Annotated in this window: 15 protein-coding genes and 2 pseudogenes; 11 read left to right on the top strand and 6 right to left on the bottom strand. The window is 71.1% G+C overall.

All coding sequences use genetic code 11. The features are described 5' to 3' along the window. Nucleotides 1–256: 256 nt before the first annotated feature. Nucleotides 257–928 (top strand): annotated as a pseudogene (locus WH07_RS01845) (GNAT family N-acetyltransferase); the annotation flags it as partial. Between the two features lie 215 nt (nt 929–1,143). Here the strand turns inward: WH07_RS01845 and WH07_RS36945 are convergent. Continuing rightward, nucleotides 1,144–2,376: a glycoside hydrolase family 26 protein gene (locus WH07_RS36945; protein WP_079022871.1), complete on the bottom strand. Its 1,233-nt coding sequence runs from the start codon at nt 2,374–2,376 to the stop codon at nt 1,144–1,146. Between the two features lie 176 nt (nt 2,377–2,552). Here WH07_RS36945 and WH07_RS01835 point away from each other — a divergent pair, with 176 nt between their 5' ends. After that, entirely contained in the window at nt 2,553–3,920 is a 1,368-nt protein-coding gene (locus WH07_RS01835) for a carboxylate--amine ligase (protein WP_063775723.1), read from the top strand. 192 nt (nt 3,921–4,112) lie between these two features. Next, nucleotides 4,113–5,447, top strand: a complete 1,335-nt coding sequence (locus WH07_RS01830) for an NAD(P)-binding domain-containing protein (protein ID WP_079022872.1) — start codon at nt 4,113–4,115, stop codon at nt 5,445–5,447. 115 nt (nt 5,448–5,562) lie between these two features. Here WH07_RS01830 and WH07_RS01825 read toward each other — a convergent pair whose 3' ends face one another. The 3 genes and pseudogenes from WH07_RS01825 to WH07_RS01815 all read right to left on the bottom strand — a co-directional run. Then, nucleotides 5,563–6,546: a chaplin family protein gene (locus WH07_RS01825; RefSeq protein WP_046494483.1), complete on the bottom strand. Its 984-nt coding sequence runs from the start codon at nt 6,544–6,546 to the stop codon at nt 5,563–5,565. 92 nt (nt 6,547–6,638) lie between these two features. After that, on the bottom strand, nt 6,639–6,875 hold the full coding sequence (locus WH07_RS01820) for a chaplin (RefSeq protein ID WP_046494482.1): 237 nt from the start codon (nt 6,873–6,875) through the stop codon (nt 6,639–6,641). A gap of 210 nt (nt 6,876–7,085) precedes the next feature. Beyond that, nucleotides 7,086–7,469 (bottom strand): annotated as a pseudogene (locus WH07_RS01815) (rodlin); the annotation flags it as partial. A gap of 207 nt (nt 7,470–7,676) precedes the next feature. On the opposite strand from WH07_RS01815, the gene WH07_RS01810 reads away from it, so the two are divergent. From WH07_RS01810 to WH07_RS01800, 3 genes are all read left to right on the top strand, one after another. Beyond that, complete coding sequence (locus WH07_RS01810) at nt 7,677–8,087, top strand: rodlin (protein ID WP_046494481.1); 411 nt, start codon at nt 7,677–7,679, stop codon at nt 8,085–8,087. A 168-nt stretch (nt 8,088–8,255) separates the two neighbouring features. Further along, a complete protein-coding gene (locus tag WH07_RS01805; protein WP_046494480.1) occupies nt 8,256–8,663 on the top strand; it encodes a rodlin in 408 nt (135 codons plus the stop codon). A 72-nt stretch (nt 8,664–8,735) separates the two neighbouring features. Continuing rightward, nucleotides 8,736–9,548 carry an exodeoxyribonuclease III gene (locus WH07_RS01800; RefSeq protein ID WP_046494479.1) on the top strand — a complete coding sequence of 271 codons (813 nt, stop codon included), beginning with the start codon at nt 8,736–8,738 and terminating at the stop codon, nt 9,546–9,548. A 47-nt stretch (nt 9,549–9,595) separates the two neighbouring features. Here the strand turns inward: WH07_RS01800 and WH07_RS01795 are convergent, their stop codons facing one another. Next, complete coding sequence (locus WH07_RS01795) at nt 9,596–10,228, bottom strand: MerR family transcriptional regulator (RefSeq protein ID WP_046494478.1); 633 nt, start codon at nt 10,226–10,228, stop codon at nt 9,596–9,598. Nucleotides 10,229–10,376: 148 nt separating this feature from the next. On the opposite strand from WH07_RS01795, the gene WH07_RS01790 reads away from it, so the two are divergent. From WH07_RS01790 to WH07_RS39470, 4 genes are all read left to right on the top strand, one after another. Further along, nucleotides 10,377–11,903, top strand: coding sequence for a flavin-containing monooxygenase (locus WH07_RS01790; RefSeq protein WP_046494477.1), 1,527 nt, complete (start codon nt 10,377–10,379; stop codon nt 11,901–11,903). Then, a complete protein-coding gene (locus WH07_RS01785; RefSeq protein WP_046494476.1) occupies nt 11,900–12,835 on the top strand; it encodes an alpha/beta fold hydrolase in 936 nt (311 codons plus the stop codon). Before WH07_RS01790 ends, WH07_RS01785 begins: the two co-directional genes overlap by 4 nt. Further along, nucleotides 12,832–13,728, top strand: a complete 897-nt coding sequence (locus WH07_RS01780; protein ID WP_046494475.1) for an SDR family oxidoreductase — start codon at nt 12,832–12,834, stop codon at nt 13,726–13,728. The genes WH07_RS01785 and WH07_RS01780 overlap by 4 nt, the downstream gene beginning before the upstream one ends. Before the next feature lie 76 nt (nt 13,729–13,804). Continuing rightward, a complete protein-coding gene (locus WH07_RS39470; protein WP_046494474.1) occupies nt 13,805–14,110 on the top strand; it encodes a hypothetical protein in 306 nt (101 codons plus the stop codon). Nucleotides 14,111–14,223: 113 nt separating this feature from the next. Here WH07_RS39470 and WH07_RS01770 read toward each other — a convergent pair whose 3' ends face one another. Next, the gene (locus WH07_RS01770) at nt 14,224–17,628 is read right to left on the bottom strand and encodes a S41 family peptidase (protein WP_046494473.1); all 3,405 of its coding nucleotides are present in this window, start codon (nt 17,626–17,628) and stop codon (nt 14,224–14,226) included. 156 nt (nt 17,629–17,784) lie between these two features. Here WH07_RS01770 and WH07_RS01765 point away from each other — a divergent pair, with 156 nt between their 5' ends. Continuing rightward, a complete protein-coding gene (locus WH07_RS01765) occupies nt 17,785–18,357 on the top strand; it encodes a TetR/AcrR family transcriptional regulator (protein WP_046494472.1) in 573 nt (190 codons plus the stop codon). Nucleotides 18,358–18,404: the final 47 nt, after the last annotated feature.

The following is an 18,404-nucleotide window of genomic DNA, read 5'->3' as shown; positions in this document are numbered from 1 at the left end:
GATTTCCACCTCCCCCTCCGCGCCCGCCGCCTCGTCCGTCTCCGGCTCGGTCTTCACCACCGAGCTGTGCCGGGACATCGGCCGCTTCGGCGCGCTGGGGCCCGCCTGGCAGGAGCTGCACCGCCGGTCCCGTACCGCCACCCCCTTCCAGAGCCACGCCTGGCTGCACTCCTGGTGGCAGTCGTACGGCACACGGGGACGGCTGCGGATCGTGCTCGTACGCCGGGCGGGGCAGCTCGTCGCGGCGGCGCCGCTGATGCTGGTCCACCGCCCGGTCCCGGTCCTCGTACCGCTCGGCGGGACCATCTCCGACTTCTCCGACGTCCTGCTCGACGACGGCTGCCCCGACGCCGCCGCGTCCGCGCTGGCCAGGGCCCTCAGAGGCGTCGCGCGTACGGCGGTGATCGATCTGCGCGAGGTACGGCCGGGAGCCGCGGCCGAGCGGCTCTACTCCTGCTGGAACGGCCCGCGCAGGCAGCTCGCCGACTCGCTCTGTCTGGAACTTCCCGCCGTCCCCATGGACGAACTGCTCGGCAGGCTCGCCTCGTCACGCGCCCAGCGCTTCCGAGCGAAGCTGCGCAAGCTGGACTCGCTCGGGATCGAGGAGCGGGTGGTGCCGGAGGGCGAGATCCCCGTCGCGGTCGCGCGGCTGCTGGAACTGCACCGGCGCCAGTGGCAGGGCCGCGGGGTCACCCCCGAGCATCTCTCCGCCCGGTTCGCGGACCATCTCACCCGCGCGGTCGGCGCGATGGCCGGCCGCGGGGACGCGCGGGTCACCGAGTTCCTGCTCGGCGGGGAGGTGGTGGCCGCCGATCTGACCCTGATGTCGGGGCAGCTCGCGGGCGGCTATCTGTACGGGGCCGATCCGGTGCTGCGCGCCAAGAAGGCCGATGTGGCGACGATGCTGCTGCGGAGCGGGGCGCGCCGGATCAGCGGGAGCGGGCGCACCGCGCTGAGCATGCTGCGCGGCAACGAGCCGTACAAGCACCACTGGCGCCCGCAGACCGTCCACAATCGGCGCTATCTGCTGTGCCGGGCGTATCTGGAGCCGTCGCTGTGGCTGCTGACCGGGGGCGCGGCGGCCCGGGGACGGGCCGCCCCGCGCTGGTCAAGCGGCTGCGAAAGGCATGAGACGGCCGTGCTTCAGGAGCCCAGCCGCCGCCACCACTCAAGGGGAAGGCAGACCTTCCCGCCGAGCCATTTCTCGATCCACGGGCCGAGATCCATCGGTGTGCAGGCGGGCCGGCCGGGCGTGGGTGCCGGAGGCTGTGTCGGTACCGGCGTGGGCGCCGGGGTCGGCGTCGGAGTGGGCGTGGGCGCCGGACTGGGTGTCGGCGCGGGTGTCGGCGCCTGTTCCGGCACGCGGCCGTAGAGCATGGACCGGTACACCTTCGACGATTCGGGATTCTGGTCGCACTGCCATACGCCGTGCGGACAGTAGTCGGTGACGGTGTTGTAGAGCGGCTTGTACGTGTCGATCCACTGGAGCATTCCCCGCATGTATTCGGGGTTGTCACCATTGCGGAAGAGACCCCACTCCGGATAGGAGATCACCTTTCCATGCGCGGCGGCGAAGTCCACATGGTCCTGGAGTCCGTAGGGTTCTTCGACCTGTTCCCGGAACGTCCGGCCCGGCGGCTGGTCGTACGAATCCATGCCGATGATGTCGACGACATCGTCACCCGGGTAACACGCGGTCCAGGGAATGGCGTCGCGGCCGCGGTTGGGTGCGAAATCGAAACGGAATTTCTGGCCCGGAACGGCGCGCATGGCGGTGACAATGCGGTGCCAGTACATTTTCCACGCCGCCGGGGCGGGCCCGCAGCGATGCGTGTACGTGGCTCCGTTCATCTCCCAGCCCAGCACGATCACCGTATCGGGCACACCGAGACCGACCAGCCGTCGCGCCAGGGTGCTGAAGTGCTCGTCGTACCGGCCTGCCGCGCCTTTGTACAGCTCACGGCGGACGACCGAGTCCCGGATGTGGTCCTCGTTGCGCTCCAGCATGGGAACGTTGAGTACGAACAGTCGGTCGTCCCGGGCCTTTCGCCACTCGGCCCAGTGCTCCAGGAAGTCCGGGGCGCCCTCGATGTTGGACCACAAGTCCCCCGGGAGATAGGTGTGCCCGACGCGGACATCCGCACCGCCGAGCCAGGTCTCGAGGGCGGGAATGCGCTCGATTCCCTTGGGGCCGTAGTCGAGATAGGCGCCCATCGCGGGCGAGGGTGCCCGCGGCGGTCTGCGTGCGTCCGACGTACGGTCCGGAACTGGCGCTCCGTCAGGATCGGCCGGTGCCGCACCCGAGGAAAGGAGGGCGGCCGTGACCACACCCAGGCACGTGACCGTCAGCCTTCTGCGACGGGGTCGTTGGAACATATATACGCTCCTTGCGAGTCGGAACCACTTCCGCGGCCACGGATGGTCACGCTCGCTCAAAAGTATTTCTAATAAGCCGAATGGGAACCCGGTCTGGCACTCCAGTAGTCCGTCCGTGCGTTTCATCCCCCGCTTGGGCCATCGCATTGGGCCATCGAATTGAAGGACACACCACCGTGGCGAGCTTGGACACCCGCGTTCCCGCCGTACTGCTGAGGCTCGACCAGAACCCGTTCCACCACGGGACGCTGGGTGCCGTCCGGTCCCTCGGCCGGGCCGGGATCGAGGTGCACGCGGTGGTGGAGGCGGCGCGTGGCCCCGTGGGGCACTCCCGCTATCTGCGCCATACGCATCCACGGCCGGACGGCTGCCGGGATCTGGCGGAGATTCAGCGACTGCTGCTCGATGTCTCGGACCGGCTCCGCACCCCGGCCGTGCTCATTCCCATGGACGATCTGAGCGCGATCGCCGTGGGACAGTCGCAGGCCTGTCTGACTGGCCGTTATCTGCTGCCTGAGCAGCCGTCAGGACTCCCCGAACGGGTCGCGGACAAGGCGGAACTGGTGGGGATCTGCGGGGATCTCGGGATTCCCCATCCGCGGACGGTGATTCCCGGCTGCGCGGCGGAGGCGGCGACGGCCGCGCGGACGCTGGGGCTGCCCGTGGTGGCGAAGTGGAGCAGACCGTGGCTGCTTCCGGAGGCGGGCGGGCTGCGCAGCACCCAGCTCGTACGCTCCGCGCGCGAGGCCGCCGAACTGTACGGGCGGAGCGCCGAGGCGGGCAGCCGGCTGCTGCTCCAGGAGTTCCTGCCGCACGGCCGGGGCCTCGACTGGTTCTTCCACGGATACAGCGGGGACGGCGGCGAGTGCCTGGTCGGGGCCGCGGGCCGCAAGGAGCGGTCCTGGCCGGCCGGGGCTGGGCTGACCGCGGTGGGCACCTGGCTGCCCAATCCCGCGGTCGAGCGGACAGCCCGTCAGATGGTCGCGGCACTCGGCTACCGGGGGATCCTCGATCTCGACTTCCGCCGTCACACCACGACCGGCGCCTACCACCTGCTGGACTTCAACCCCCGGCCCGGCGCGCAGTTCCGGCTCTTCACGGACCGGGCGGGCACCGATGTCGTACGGGCGCTCCATCTCGACCTGACCGGCAGGCCCGTCCCGGCGCAGACCGCCGCGCACGGCAGGACGTTCATGGTGGAGAACTACGCGCTGCTGTCCGCGCTCACCGCCCTGCCCTCCGGCCGCGCGGACGGAACCCGCAGGACGGGGTCCGTGGAGACGGCGTGGTTCGCGCCGGACGATCCCTCGCCCGCGTACGCCATGGCCGTCGCCTGGGGACTGCACGCGGTACGGCGGGGACAGCGCGGGCTCGGGCGCGGCCTGGAGCGGGCGCTCGGGCGCGGAACGGGCGGCGGGCGCACGGGCGAGCCGGGGCGGCGCGAGCCGGTCCTGCCGCGGACGAGCCCGGTGATCCGCGCGCCGCGCGGGCGCAGCCCGGACGGCACCGCCCCCGGCGCCCCGGTCCCGCACCGGTCCGGATGATCCGCGGACGCGGCGCGGCGGACCGTACCCGCCGAGTCCCACGACGGACCGACCGACCGTCGGACCGGCCCGGCACATCGCTTTCGGCAGACCGGCCGACCGGCCCGGCCGACCGAACCGACTGACCACTCCGACACAGACCACTCCGGCCGACCCCGGCTACCGACCCCGGCACAGAGAGCGGGACACATGATGCACGACCTGGCAGTGGTGGGCGCAGGCCCCTATGGACTCTCCATCGCCATCGCCGCGCACGCCGCGGCGGCCGGACTCGATCTGCGGGTGTTCGGCAGGCCGATGGCCTCCTGGCGGGACCATATGCCGCCCGGCATGTTCCTCAAATCCGAACCCTGGGCGTCGAATCTCTCCGACCCGGTGGGCACCTTCGGACTCGCCGACTACGCGGCGACACAGGGGGTGGAGGTCCGGCACGGCACTCCGCTGCCGGTCGGCTTCTTCGCCTCGTACGGACTCTGGTTCGCGAAGCACGCGGCTCCGCCGGTCGACGAGCGGATGATCACGGCCGTACGGCCCTGCCCCGGCGGATTCCGGCTCTCCACCGAGGACGGCGAGAACGTCCTCGCCCGTACGGTGGCGCTCGCGGTCGGCGTGATGCCGTTCATCGACATCCCCGGGCCGCTGCTCGCGCTGACCCCCGAGCAGGTCTCGCACAGCAGTCACCACGCGGATCTCGCACGCTTCAAGGGGCGGGACGTGACCGTCATCGGCGCGGGCCAGGCGGCCCTGGAGACCGCGGCGCTCCTCGCCGAACAGGGCACTTCCGTCAGGGTGGTGGCCCGGTCGGGACAGTTGAACTGGAACACCCTGCCGCCGCCCCTGCGCCGCCCCCTCAGGGAGACGGTCCGTCAGCCGCACACCGGACTGGGCTGCGGCTGGAAGAACTGGCTGTACGCGGAGTCGCCCGGCCTCTTCCGCCGGCTGCCCGCCGCGACCCGGGCGCGCGTCTTCACCTCGGCACTCGGCCCGGCGGGCGCGTGGTGGCTGCGGGAGCGCTTCGAGTCCGTGGTGGAGACGGGTCTCGGCGAGAGCGTGGCGAACGCGGACCCGGTGGACGGCGGGCGCGTACGGCTCGAACTGGTCTCCACCGCGGGCCGGGTACGGGTCGTCGAGACGGACCATGTGATCGCGGCCACCGGATTCACCCCGGGGCTCGAACGGCTCGGTGTGCTCGACTCCGGCCTGCGGGCCACCCTCACCACGGTCCGTCCCAGCAGCGCGCCCGAGGCGAGCCCGGTCTTCGAGTCCTCGCATCCGGGGCTGTTTCTGGCCGGGCTGCTGAGCGCGCCGTCGTTCGGCCCGTCGATGCGGTTCGTGTACGGAGCGGCCTACACGGCGGAGCGGCTGGTGGCGGGCGTACGGCGGCGGCTCGGGGCCCGGGGCGGAGCGGTCGGGGGAGCGGTCGGCGGCCCGGTGGGCGGATCGCTCGGTACGGTCCGGCAGCGGCAGGCGTCCGGGGCGGACCGCTCGCCGGAACCGACGACAGCCGGTAAATCGCGCCTCTCCTGAGCCTTTCTGGCGAGGTGTCAGTTACGGCCGTCAATTCAGGCCGTCAATTCCCTTTGGAAACGCCTCGGCCGGGAGAATCCCCGTGATTCTCCCGGCCGGAGGGTTGCTTCCTGGGTCAGCGTCGGGCGGCGGTGCCGCGCCGGTAGAGGATCCCGCCTCCGAGCAGCAGGCCCGCGCTGATCGCTGCCATGGCGAACAGGTTGGTGCCGCTGCCGGTGGACGCGAGCATGTCGGTGCCGGAGGAGGCGCCTGCGGCCGGGTGCCCGGCGGGGGCGGCCGAGTCCGGGGTCGTCCGGCTCACGCCGGGTCCGTCGGGCACCGCGGTTCGGCCGTCGGGGGGCGTGGAGGCCTCGGGCGTCCCGGGTGTTCCCGGGGAGTCGGGAGTGCCGGGAGTCCCGGGGTTCAGCGGCGGCACCTCGACCTCGGGGCCTTCGTGCTCGCCAGGACCCTCGTGGGGGCCGGGGCCCTCATGGGAGCCCGGGATCTCCGGGCCCCCGTGGGCCGCCTGCGGCGGGTTGTTGGCGCAGCCGTTGCCGAAGGCCGGGTTGAGGACACCGACCAGATTGGCCGAGTTGCCGCAGGCGTTCAGCGGGATGTCGAGGGGCGCCTGAAGGACATTGCCCGAGCCGACGCCCGGCGACCCCTTCGCGATGGCACTGGCACTGGAGCCGGAGGGCTTGCCGTACGAGCCGTGCGAGCCGTGCAGACCGTGCGAGGCGCCCGGACCGGACTGGCCGTGCGGACCCTGCGCCTCGTGGGATTCCCGTGCGGGGGCGTGGCCCGGTGCGTGGGCGCCCGGCGGCGTACGGTCGTCGCCGTGCCCGGGGGCCCCGTGCGGGGCCGCGTGTCTCGCGGCGCCCGACGCGTTGGCACAGGCGTTGCCGAAAGCGGGATTGCCCGCCCCGACGACATCCGCGGTGTTACCGCAGACGTTGACAGGCACCTGGACGGGTACCTGAACACTGTTGCCCGACAGCACTCCCGGCGATCCGGCGGCCACCCCTTCGCTCTCCACCGCGATGGCATAGCCACCGCCGATGGCCAGCACACCCGACGCCGCCGCGGCGGTGAGCAGCCCCTTGCTGATGCGGTCTCGCATTTCTCTCTTCTCCTCCTGCTCTGACTTCGGGACTGACTGAGACCGGTCCCGGAGCAGGGGAACCCCCATGCTCCGGGACCGGACGGGAAGCGTCAGCCGGCGTTGACGCAGGCGTTGCCGAAGGCCGGGTTCAGCAGAGCGAGGATGTCGACGGTGTTGCCGCACAGGTTGATCGGAACGTGGATGGGCACCTGGATGGCGTTGCCCGAGAGGACGCCCGGGGAGCCGACCGCGGCCGCTTCGGCCTCGGAGTCGGCCATGGCCGGGGCGGCGGCGCCCATCGTCATGAGCAGACCTGCGACGATGGTTGCGGCCTTCTTGCACTTCATCGTGAGCCCTTTCCGCAGCGGCGAATTCATCCGTACGACTGTCGTGGCACGGGGGCATCGACTTCTCAGCCCTTACGTCCGCTGCTGGAACTCCAACGATGAGGCGCGCGGCAAGGAAACTGCCCTGTTTTATGGCTTCGCCGGTTCACTCGAATGCCGCGCGAAGGGATTCCGGGGATTATTCGTTTCTGCCCGGCGGGGGTCCGTACGGGACAGGACCGGGATGTCGTCCAGGATGTGCGACAGCGGCTCGTCGCCCTTGGCCTGGGTGGAGTTCTCCACACACTGCTGGTTCTGCGGCGACGACAGGACGTTGACGTCCTGGACCGTGACGGGGATGAGGCCGATGAGAGAGCCGGCGTTGACCTTGACGGGCACCCCGAGGCAGAGCTTGTTGAGCGAGCCCTGGACCAGTTCGAGCTGCGGGCTCATGTCGCCCTTGGTGGAGGAGTTTCCGAAGGCCTGCTTCGCGCCGTTGCCGCTGAACGACGTGGTGCCGTGGTCGTCGCCGATGGCGAGCGCCGTGGGCGCCGCCGCAGCCGACATGCCGACCACGGAGGCGGCGACGGCGGCGCCGGCCATAATCTTCTTGATCACGATGGGTTCCTTTTCTCAGGAAATGCAGGTGGGGCGACTTGGACAACCGCATGTCGGCGGTTTGGTTCCGCTGCTTCACCCGATCGGCTAGTTGATCACCGGTAATAGACCATTGGGGTGAAGCGCCAGAACCAAACACACGGTGGGAAGTTGCTCAGGGGGCTCCGCAGTCTTGGGGCATCCGTCAGAAGGGGACTCATCGTGATGATCAAGAAGGTCATGGCCGGTGCGGCCGTCGCCGCCTCGGCCGTCGGCTTCTCGGCCGCCGCCGCTCCGCAGGCACTGGCCGTCGGCAACGACACAGGCACCGAGTCGTTCAGCGGCAACGGCGCCTGGCAGGCCTACGGCAACTCGGCGACGTACGGCCACATGAGCCCGCAGATGGCGCTCATCCAGGGCTCGCTCAACAAGCCCTGCATCGGTCTGCCCGCCAAGCTGAACGCCGGCTCTCTCATCGGCCTCATCCCGGTCTCGGTCCAGGACATCAATGTCCTGTCCTCCCCGCAGAACCAGCAGTGTGTCGAGAACTCCACCCAGGCGAAGGGTGATGAGCCGCTGTCGCACATTCTGGACAACATCCCGATCCTGTCCGGCAATGGCACGGGCAACCACTGAGAAATCAGTCGGCCGGCCGGACCGTCGCTGAAATCCCGCGGCGGTCCGGTCTTTTTCGCTGTTAATGCGATACGCCGTTCGAGGGAACGGCCGCAACTATTCCGTCGATCGGCGGGTTGAGCAATCGGACTCCACCGGTGGGGTCCGACTTTCCGGAAAGGCATTTACATGAAGAAGCTGTGGGCAACCGCCGCGGTAGCGGCCACGATCGTCGGGGCGTCCGCCGCGGCCGTGTCGCCGGCCCTGGCGATCGGCGACGACCATGGCACCACGTCGTTCAGCGGCAACGGTGCCGAGCAGGCCTTCGGAAACTCCTCCACCAAGGGCGACATGAGCCCGCAGCTCGGCCTGGTCCAGGGCTCGCTGAACAAGCCGTGCGTCGGGCTGCCGCTCAAGGCCAATCTGGGCTCCCTCATCGGCGCCATCCCCGTCACGGTCCAGGACATCAATGTCCTGTCGTCGCCGCAGAACCAGCAGTGTGTGGAGAACTCGACCCAGGCGAAGGGCGACGAGCCGCTGTCGCACATCCTGGACGACATCCCGGTCCTGTCCGGGAACGGTGTCAACAACCGCTGACGCCCCTCTCGGAGGCCCGGTCCGGCAGTACGCCGGACCGGGCCTCCGTTTTTGGGTCGGTAGGGTGCCTGGGTGCTCACTGTGACGACCGTGAATGTGAATGGCCTCCGCGCCGCCGCCAAGAAGGGGTTCGTGGAGTGGCTGGCGGAGACCCCCGCCGATGTGGTCTGCCTCCAGGAGGTACGGGCCGAGCCGGAGCAGCTTCCCGAGTCCGTGCGGGCGCCCGAGGGCTGGTACGTGCTGCACGCCCCGGCTGCCGCCAAGGGCCGTGCCGGTGTCACGCTTCTCTCGCGCCGCGAGCCCGACCGTACCCGGATCGGCTTCGGCGGCACGGAAACCGGCGGCACCGAGTTCGACACGAGCGGGCGGTACGCCGAGATCGAGCTGCCCGGGGTCACGGTGGCCAGCCTCTATCTGCCGTCCGGCGAGGTGGGCACGGAGCGGCAGGACGAGAAGGTCCGTTTCATGGACGCGTTCCTGCCGTATCTGGAGCGGCTGAGGAAGAGCGCGGCGGCCGACGGGCGTGAGGTGCTGGTCTGCGGCGACTGGAACATCGCGCACCAGGAGGCCGATCTCAGGAACTGGCGCGCCAACCGGAAGTCCTCCGGGTTCCTGCCCGAGGAGCGCGCCTGGCTGACCCGGCTCTACGACGAGACCGGCTATACGGATGTGATGCGCGCCCTGCACCCGGACCAGGAGGGGCCGTACTCGTGGTGGTCCTACCGGGGCCGCGCCTTCGACAACGACACCGGCTGGCGCATCGATCTGCATGTCGCGACCCCCGGTCTGGCCGGGCGCGCGGTCAAGGGGTGGGTCGAGCGGGCGGCGGCGCACGAGGAGCGGTGGAGCGACCACGCGCCGGTGACGGTGGTGTACGAGAGCTGAGCCCCGCGGCTCGCACAAGTCCCGGCAGCCGGATTCCGGCGGCGCTGTCAGGCGTCGTTCGGCGCGGGCTCGCGCAGCCGGCGGTCCAGTGCCATCGACAGCTCCGCCTCCACGACGCCCTTGGCCAGCGGGCGGAGTCCGGCGGTGTCCGGGGTGGTGACGTGGGCGGCGAGGACCGTGGCGAAGAGATCCGCCAGGGCCTCCGCGTGGATACGGACCCGGCGGGCGGTCTCCAGGACGGTGGCGAGGGGAACTCCCGCGCGGACCAGGGCCGCCGAGGCGTCGAGCAGCCGGCGGCTGATGTGGACGATGTCGTCGCCGTCCGTGGCCAGATAGCCGAGTGAGAGAGCGGCGGCCAGATTCTCCGCGGTGGCCTCGCCCTCGAAGTGGTCCGCCAGTTCCTCGGGGGAGAGCCGGACCGGGGTCTCCTCGGTCGGTATGCCGAGGCCGAGCACTTCGCCGACATCGCGCCCGCTCTCGAAGGCGGTGGCGAGGTCGGCGATGCCGTTCAGGGTGTGGCCGCGCTCCAGCAGGGCCGCGATCGTACGGAGCCGGGCGAGATGGTGGTCGTCGTACCACGCGATCCTGCCCTCGCGGCGGGGCGGCTGTATCAGCCCGCGCTCGCGGTAGAAGCGCACGGTGCGGACCGTGATGCCCGCCTCGCGTGCCAGCTCCTCCATGCGGTACTCCATGCCGGGCAGCTTATGTCGTACCCCCGGTAACGTGTTTTGGCCCGCCCCCTAACCATGAGTACGGAGCTGCTCTACGCTCCGGATTGCGCCAGTGATCGCTGGCGTGGTTCGTGATGTTCCGGCGTCAGGAGGCGGTATGGGCCAGCACGTGCGCGTGGCGGTGGTCGGATCCGGATTCGGCGGCCTGGGGGCGGCGATACGGCTGCGCAGAGAGGGGATGACCGACTTCGTCGTCCTGGAGCGGGCCGGTTCGGTCGGCGGGACCTGGCGGGACAACAGCTATCCCGGGTGCGCCTGCGATGTGCCGTCGCATCTCTACTCGTTCTCCTTCGCGCCCAACCCCGACTGGCCGCGCGTCTTTTCGGGGCAGCGGCACATAAGGGCCTATCTGGAACGGATCACGGACGCCTTCGGACTGCGGCCGCATCTGCGGACCCACCACGAGGTCCGGCTGATGCGCTGGGACCCGGACGCCCTGTACTGGGAGCTGGAGACCTCGCGGGGCACCTTCACCGCCGACGTGGTGATCTCCGCGGCCGGGCCGCTCTCCGATCCCCGGATCCCCGACATCCCCGGGCTCGACGGATTCCCCGGGAAGGTCTTCCACTCGGCGCGCTGGGACCACGACTACGAACTGCGCGGCAAACGCGTCGCGGTGATCGGCACCGGTGCCTCCGCGATCCAGATCGTCCCCGCGATCCAGCCCGATGTGCGCAGGCTGACGCTGTTCCAGCGGACCCCGCCCTGGGTGATGCCGCGCGCCGACCGCGCGATATCCGCGGCCGAGCGCAGACTGCACAGGGCGCTGCCCTTCACCGCGGCCGTCCGGCGCAAACTGCTCTGGGGCATAAGGGAGTTGCAGGTCCAGGCGTTCACCAAACGGCCCGACGAACTCGGGCTCGTCGAGTCGCTCGCCAAGGCCAATATCGCCAGGGTCATCGAAGACCCCGCGCTGCGGGCCGCGTTGACACCTTCGTACCGCATCGGGTGCAAGCGGATCCTGCTCTCCAGCTCGTACTATCCGGCGCTGGCGCAGCCCAATGTCGATGTGGTGGCCTCGGGTCTCGCGGAGGTGCGGGGCTCCACGCTGGTCGCGGCGGACGGTACGGAGTGCGAGGCGGACGCGGTCGTCTTCGGGACCGGCTTCCATGTGACGGACATGCCGATCGCCGAACGGGTCGTCGGCGCGGAGGGGATCACCCTCGCCGAGACCTGGCGGAACGGTATGGAGTCGCTGCGCGGCGCGACCGCGGCCGGCTTTCCCAACTGGATGACGATCATCGGCCCCAACACCGGTCTCGGGAACTCCTCGATGATCCTGATGATCGAGTCCCAGCTCAACTACATGGCGGACTTCCTGCGGCAGTTGGACGGCCTGGACGCCTTCGGCGGGCGCGTGGCACTCGCGCCGCGGCCCGCCGCCGTCCGTACCTGGAACCACCGGGTGCAGGAGCGGATGAAGCGGACCGTGTGGAACACCGGCGGCTGCACGAGCTGGTATCTGGACGCGAACGGCCGCAACACCACCATCTGGCCCGGTACGACAGCCGAGTTCCGCCGGGCCACGCGCCGCGTCGATCTCTCGGAGTACGAGGTGATCCGCGCCGCGGGGCCCCGCGAGGGTGTGCGGTCGGCGGCGGGCGAGCGGGAGACGGTCCGGTGAGCGGGCTGCTGAGGGGCGGTGAACGGCGTGAGCTGACCGCCGTCTCCGCCGACGGATCCCCTATCCACACCGAGGTGTACGGCCGCGCCGGCCGGCCCGCGGTCGTCCTGGCCCACGGCTGGACCTGCCGTATCGGCTTCTGGGCGGACCAGATCGAGGACCTGGCCGCGGACCACCGGGTGATCGCCTACGACCAGCGCGGGCACGGCCGTTCGCCGTTGCCGGGCCGGGGCCAAGGCGGGTACTCGACCGAGGCGCTCGCAGACGATCTGGAAGCGGTGCTCGCCGCCACGCTGGAACCGGGCGAGAAGGCCGTACTCGCCGGGCATTCGATGGGCGGGATGGCGCTGATGGCCGCCGCGCGCAGGCCTGCCTTCCGGGAGCACGCGGCGGCCGTTCTGCTGTGCAGTACGGGCAGTTCGCGGCTGGTGGCCGAGGCACGCGTGGTGCCGATGCGCGCCGGGCGGGTACGGACCCGTCTCACCCGGCTCGTGCTCGGCGCCCGCGCCCCGCTCGGCCCGGTCACACCGCTGTCCCGACGGATCCTGCGCTACGGGACGATGGGCCGGGGAGCCGCGCCGGAGCGGGTCGCCCGGTGCGCGCGGATCGTGCACGCCTGCCCCCGGTGCTCCCGGGTGGCCTGGTCGCATGTGCTCGGCGGGCTCGATCTCGACGCGGAGGTACGGGAGTTGACGGTGCCCGCCGCCGTGCTCGTGGGGACGGCCGACCGGCTGACCCCGCCCGTCCAGGCACGGGCGCTGGCCGCCGCGCTGCCCGACTGCGCCGGGCTGACCGAACTCCGCGGCATCGGCCATATGACCCCGGTGGAGGCCCCGGACACCGTCACGGCCGGCATTCGCGAGCTGGTGTGCACCCACCTGAGCGGCAGGAGCACAGAGGGCGCGAAGGACGCGAAGGAGGGTGCCGTATGAGGGGCTTTCCCAAGCGGCGCGTGGCGCTCGACGGACAGGTCGCGGTCGTCACGGGCGCGGCGCGCGGTGTCGGTGAACTCCTGGCCCGCAAGCTCTCGGCACGCGGCGCCAGGGTGGCGCTCGTCGGTCTGGAGGAGGAAGAGCTGAGGCGCGTTGCCGCCCGGCTGCAATCCGACCGCGCGCACTGGTACGCGGATGTCACCGACCACACGGCGATGACCAGGGTGGCGGCGGAGGTCGAGGAGCGTTTCGGCGCGGTGGACATCGTCGTCGCCAACGCGGGCGTCGCGTCCGGCGGGCCGTTCGCCGACTCGGATCCGGAGGTGTGGCGGCGGGTCGTCGAGGTCAATCTGACCGGCGGCGCGGTCACGGCGCGGGCGTTCCTGCCGGCGCTCGTGGAGAGCGGCGGCTACTTCCTCCAGATCGCGTCGCTGGCCGCGCTCGTCCCCGCGCCGATGATGACCGCGTACTGCGCGTCGAAGTCGGGCGCCGAGGCCTTCGCGCACAGCTTGCGCGCCGAGGTCGCGCACCAGGGTGTGCGGGTCGGTGTCGGCTATCTGTCCTGGACGGACACGGACATGGTGCGCGGCGCCGACCGGGACGAGGTGATGCGGGAGCTGCGCGGACGGCTGCCCTGGCCGGCGAACCGCACCCATGCGCCCGGTCCCGCGGCGGAACGGATCGTCGCGGGGATCGAGCGGCGCTCCGCGCAGGTGTACGCGCAAGGATGGCTGCGCGCGATACGGCCGGTGCGGGGCTGTCTGCCGGGGCTTGTCGCCATGGCCGGGACGCGTGAGATTCGGCGTCTGGAACCCCGTATGGCGGGCGTGCCCAAGGGACTTGTGGGAGCGGGCGGGGCCGCGGACGAGCGGGAGCGCACACAGCGTAACTGATCGAAATGCGCGGAATGTCGGGGCGTGTAAGTCTGGTCGAGGCCCCACCCCCCACCTCTTCCAGGAGTGAAATTCCATGGGTATTTCCGACCAGTTCAAGGACAAGGCGCAAGAGCTCGGCGACCGGGCGAAGTCTCAGATGGGCGACAACCAGCGCGACGAGCAGTCGCAGCGCGGGCAGCAGAACCGTCAGGGCCAGCAGGGCCAGCAGGGCCAGGGCAACCAGGGTCAGCAGAACCGCCAGCACGGCCAGCCGGGCCAGCACGGGCAGCAGGGCCAGCGTTCCCCGCAGGCCAATGACCGTGCGCAGGAGGGCCGCGACCCCGGGGCGCGCAAGGCGCAGGACGCGCGTGACGAGTTCGACGACCACTTCGACGCCTGATCGAAGCGCTTGAGGGCCTGACAGGAGGCGCACCCGGTTCGCCGGGTGCGCCTTTTGTCCGCCCTTGTCCGCCCGCGGGCCGTGCCGCTCGGAGACGGCGACAGTACCGGCGGCTAGCCGGTGGTGCGCGGGGGGAGTTTCGGGCGGCGCAGGTCGGGGACGGCCTCGTACCCCGGCGGTGTCGACGCCGGATGCCCCGCCAGCAGATCCAGCGCCACCCACACCGCGTCGTCGAGCTGGGCGTGCCGCCCCTCAGCCCAGTCGAGGGGGGTGCGCAGGGCCTCGATGTCCGGCTCGACACCGTGGTTCTCTATGGACCAGCCGTACGCGTCGAACCAGGCCGCGTTCATCGGCACCGTGATGACCGTACCGTCGCCGAGGCGGTGGCGGCCGGTGATGCCGACCACCCCGCCCCAGGTCCGCTGGCCCACCACCGGGCCCAGACCGAGCAGCCGGAAGGCCGCGGTGATCATGTCGCCGTCGGAGGAGGTCGCCTCGTCGGCGAGCGCGACCACCGGGCCGCGCGGGGCGTTGGAGGCGTACGAGACGGGCTGGGCGTCACGCGTCAGGTCCCAGCCGATGATCCTGCGGGTCAGCTTCTCCACGACCAGCTCACTGATATGGCCGCCCGCGTTGCCCCGTACGTCCACGATCAGCGCGGGACGTGAGACCTCCAGACGCAGATCGCGGTTGAACTGCGCCCAGCCGGAGCCGCCCATGTCGGGGATGTGCAGATAGCCGCACTTGCCGCCGCTGATCTCCCGTACCACCTCACGGCGTTTGGCCACCCAGTCCTGGTAGCGCAGCGGGCGTTCGTCGATCAGCGGGACGACCGCGACCCGGCGGGGAGCGCTGTCGCGCCCGGCGGGTCTGAAGGTCAGCTCGACCGTGGTGCCCCCGGCGGCGGCCAGCAGCGGATAGGGACCCGCCACCGGGTCGACGGGCCGGCCGTCGACATGGGTGAGGACCGCGCCCGCCCGGATCCCCGTACCGGCCAGCGGGGAGCGGGCCTTGGAGTCCGAGGAGTCGCCCGGCAGGATCCGTTTGATCATCCAGGCGCCGTCCCGGGGGACCAGATTGGCGCCGAGCAGGCCGATCGGGCGCTGGTAGTGCGGCGGGCCCTCGTTGCGGCGGGCGGGGGTGACATAGGCATGGGAGGTGCCCAGCTCGCCGAGGACCTCGCGGAGCAGGTCCGCGAACTCGTCGGGGGAGGCGACCCGTTCGACCAGCGGACGGTATTGGGCGAGGATCCCGTCCCAGTCGATGCCGCACATCCGCGGCTCCCAGAAGTACGCGCGGATCAGCCGCCCCGCCTCCTCGAAGGCCTGGCGCCACTCGGCGCCCGGATCGACGTCGTGCAGTATGCGGCGCAGATCGAGCAGGACCGTCGAGTCGCCGTCACCGGGCTCGGTGGCGGGCACGGCGCGCAGCTCGCCGTCGTCCACGACCACCAGCCTGCTGCCGTCGCCGCTGACGGCGAACCAGTCCAGATGGCCCACGAGTTCGCTCTTACGGGCCTTCGCGATGTCGAAGTGTTCGAGGGTGGGGCGGCCCGACATGTCCGCGGGGTTGGCGAAGGTCTCGCCGAGCGCGCCGGAGATCGGCCAGCGCAGCCAGACCAGACCGCCGCCGCTGACCGGGTGCAGCGCCGAGTACTTGGACGCGGTGACGGGGAAGGGGGTGACCCGGTCGGCCAGGCCTTCGACCTCGACCGTGACCGTGCCGCCCCCGGCGCCCGGCTGCGCGGCTGCCTCCTCCGGCTCGATGTCCACCGGATCGAGCCCGCCCGCCGCGGGCCGGCCGTCCGGCGACAGCGCGAAGGGCGACGGGGTCGCGGAGGACAGCGGTACGAGATAGGGGCGGCAGCCCAGCGGGAAGGAGAGGTCGCCGGTGTGCACGTCGTACACCGGGTCGAAGCCGCGCCAGGACAGGAAGGCGAGATAGCGGCCGTCGCTGGTGAAGACCGGATTCTCGTCCTCGAAGCGGCCGTTGGTGACATCGACGACCGTACGGGCGAAGCTGCCGGAGATCTTGGCGAGCTTGATCTGGCGCAGGGAGCGGCCGATACCGGGATGGGACCAGGTGAGCCAGCCGCCGTCGGGGGAGAAGGCGAGGTCGGCGACGGGGCCGTTGACGGAGTGGATCAGCTCGGTGACGGTGGCGGGAGTGTCCCTGGCGGTCTCGCCCGGAGCCCCGTCCGCGGACCCGGCCGTCCCGGGACGTGCCGCCGGCTCGGCGGGCTCCTCCGGTATGTCGTCCATGTCCTCCGGCACGTCGACCAGCAGCAGCCTGCCGTCGTGCGAGGCGATCGCTATCCGCTCGCCCTCCGGGTCGGCGACCATCTCCCGGACCCGGCCGAGCCGGCCCGACGCCAGCCGGAGCGGCTCCCGGTCGCCGCTCGCGCGCGGCAGATACGCGATCTCTATGGCGTCCTCGCCGTCCGCGTCGGTGATGTACGCGACCTTGCCGCCGCTGCCGAGCATCTCGGGGAGCCGTACCCGTACGCCATGGGTGTCGGCGATCGTACGGGCCGGGCCGTCGCGGTGCGTGAGCCAGTACAGGCTGCCGCGTACGGACACGGCGCTCGCCCGGCCGGTGGTGTCCACGGAGATCCCGTTGACATGGCTGGCGGCGGGGACCTGGTACGGGCGCCGTCCCGCGCGCTGTCCGCCGAGCCGTACGTCCAGCCGGCGCGGCACCGAGCCGGCGGTGAGGTCGTCGACCAGCCAGAGTTCGCCCGCGCACTGGTAGACGACCCGGTGGCCGTCGGAGGAGGCGTGGCGGGCGTAGAAGGCGTCGTGGTCGGTGTGGCGCAGCAGGCCGGTGCCGTCGGGGAGGCAGGAGTACAGATTGCCGATGCCCTCGTGGTCGGAGAGGAACGCGATGCGTCCGCCGACGAACATCGGGCAGTCGAGATGGCCCCCGAGGTCCGGGAGCAGCCGCTTGCCGTGCAGCCAGAGCCGTCCCATGGCCCCGCCGCGGTAGCGCTTCCAGGCGGCCGGCTCGTGCGGGGGCTTGCCGGTGAGCAGGAGCGTACGGTGCTCGCCGCCGGTGTCCACGACGGCGATGTCGTTGACCGGGCCCCAGGGCAGCGCGCCCCCGGGGGAGCCGTCGGTGGGCAGGCTGTAGGCCCAGGCGAAGTAGGAGAACGGCTGGCCGTGCGAGGAGACCGCGAGGATCTGGGGCTCGCCGCCGGTGCCCGGGGCGGGGGGTGTCCAGCCGCAGACGCGGGTGTCGGTGGCGCCCCAGTAGGTCAGCCGGCGGGCCGGGCCGCCGTCCACCGGGGCGAGATGGATCTCGGGATCGAGGCTGCGCCAGGTCGTGTAGGCGATGTGGCGGCCGTCGGGCGAGAAGCGGGGATGACCGACTCTGGTCCGGTCGACGGTCAGCCGCCAGGCGCGTTCGGGCCGGTGCCCGGCCGGCACGAGGGGTGCGACCCAGAGGTCGTCCTCGGCGGCGAAGCACAGCAAATCGTCGTGGAGGTGCGGGAAGCGTAGATACGCGACGTCGTCACTCACCCCCCAATGCTGCCCTTTTTGAGCGCGAAGCGCCTCTGACAGGTGTTATGCGGCCACTGGAGAGGTGTGGTGCAAGCCACAAGCGAAACGAGAGCGTTTCGCTTGATGGCCGGGTTATCTTCGTACTGTACGAAACCGTTTCGTTCGGAGGTTGGCATGGCACGCAGCAGGCTCACGCCGGAGCGCGAGGCCGAGCTGTACGGTGCCGTGCTCGATCTGCTGCGCGAGGTCGGCTATGACGCCCTCACCATGGACGCCATCGCCGCCCGCACCCGGTCCAGCAAGGCGACCCTCTACCGCCAGTGGGGGAGCAAGCCCGAGCTGGTCGTCCGGGCGATGCGGTACAACAAGCCCGTCCACACCGACCAGATCGACACCGGCTCGCTGCGCGGCGACTTCCACGCGATCGTGGGCCGCACCGACGACTGCCGGGTGGAGAAGGACTCCGCGCTGATGCGGGGTCTGATGCACGCGGTCCATGACAATCCCGACCTCTACCAGGCGTTCCACGAGCTGCTGATCGAGCCCGAGATGCGGGGGCTCCAGGAACTGCTCCAGCGTGCGGTGGACCGCGGCGAAGTGGCCGCGGACAATCCGGCGCTGCCATACATCATGCATATGCTGGTCGGCGCCTTCGTGGCCCGCCAGTTGATCGAGGACCGGTTGGTCGACCGCGCTTTCCTCGCCTCCTATTTCGACGCCGTGGTCCTCCCCGCGCTCGGCGTCTGACCACCCCCCGCAGTCCCCAGTCCCCTCCGCCCAGGCGGGACTCTCCC

Source organism: Streptomyces odonnellii (genome assembly GCF_000981895.1).
GTDB classification, from domain to species: Bacteria; Actinomycetota; Actinomycetes; order Streptomycetales; family Streptomycetaceae; genus Streptomyces; species Streptomyces odonnellii.
The sequence above is the reverse complement of the archived record's forward strand: the minus strand, read 5'-3'. Positions and strand labels throughout refer to the sequence as shown.

What these genes read in the sequence shown, in the direction of transcription:
- WH07_RS36945 (WP_079022871.1), bottom strand. Translation starts at nt 2,376, where the DNA reads ATGTTCCAACGACCCCGTCGCAGAAGGCTGACGGTCACGTGCCTGGGT.
- WH07_RS01830 (WP_079022872.1), top strand. Translation starts at nt 4,113, where the DNA reads ATGCACGACCTGGCAGTGGTGGGCGCAGGCCCCTATGGACTCTCCATC.
- WH07_RS01825 (WP_046494483.1), bottom strand. Translation starts at nt 6,546, where the DNA reads ATGCGAGACCGCATCAGCAAGGGGCTGCTCACCGCCGCGGCGGCGTCG.
- WH07_RS01820 (WP_046494482.1), bottom strand. Translation starts at nt 6,875, where the DNA reads ATGAAGTGCAAGAAGGCCGCAACCATCGTCGCAGGTCTGCTCATGACG.
- WH07_RS01810 (WP_046494481.1), top strand. Translation starts at nt 7,677, where the DNA reads ATGATCAAGAAGGTCATGGCCGGTGCGGCCGTCGCCGCCTCGGCCGTC.
- WH07_RS01805 (WP_046494480.1), top strand. Translation starts at nt 8,256, where the DNA reads ATGAAGAAGCTGTGGGCAACCGCCGCGGTAGCGGCCACGATCGTCGGG.
- WH07_RS01795 (WP_046494478.1), bottom strand. Translation starts at nt 10,228, where the DNA reads ATGGAGGAGCTGGCACGCGAGGCGGGCATCACGGTCCGCACCGTGCGC.
- WH07_RS01790 (WP_046494477.1), top strand. Translation starts at nt 10,377, where the DNA reads ATGGGCCAGCACGTGCGCGTGGCGGTGGTCGGATCCGGATTCGGCGGC.
- WH07_RS01780 (WP_046494475.1), top strand. Translation starts at nt 12,832, where the DNA reads ATGAGGGGCTTTCCCAAGCGGCGCGTGGCGCTCGACGGACAGGTCGCG.
- WH07_RS39470 (WP_046494474.1), top strand. Translation starts at nt 13,805, where the DNA reads ATGGGTATTTCCGACCAGTTCAAGGACAAGGCGCAAGAGCTCGGCGAC.
- WH07_RS01765 (WP_046494472.1), top strand. Translation starts at nt 17,785, where the DNA reads ATGGCACGCAGCAGGCTCACGCCGGAGCGCGAGGCCGAGCTGTACGGT.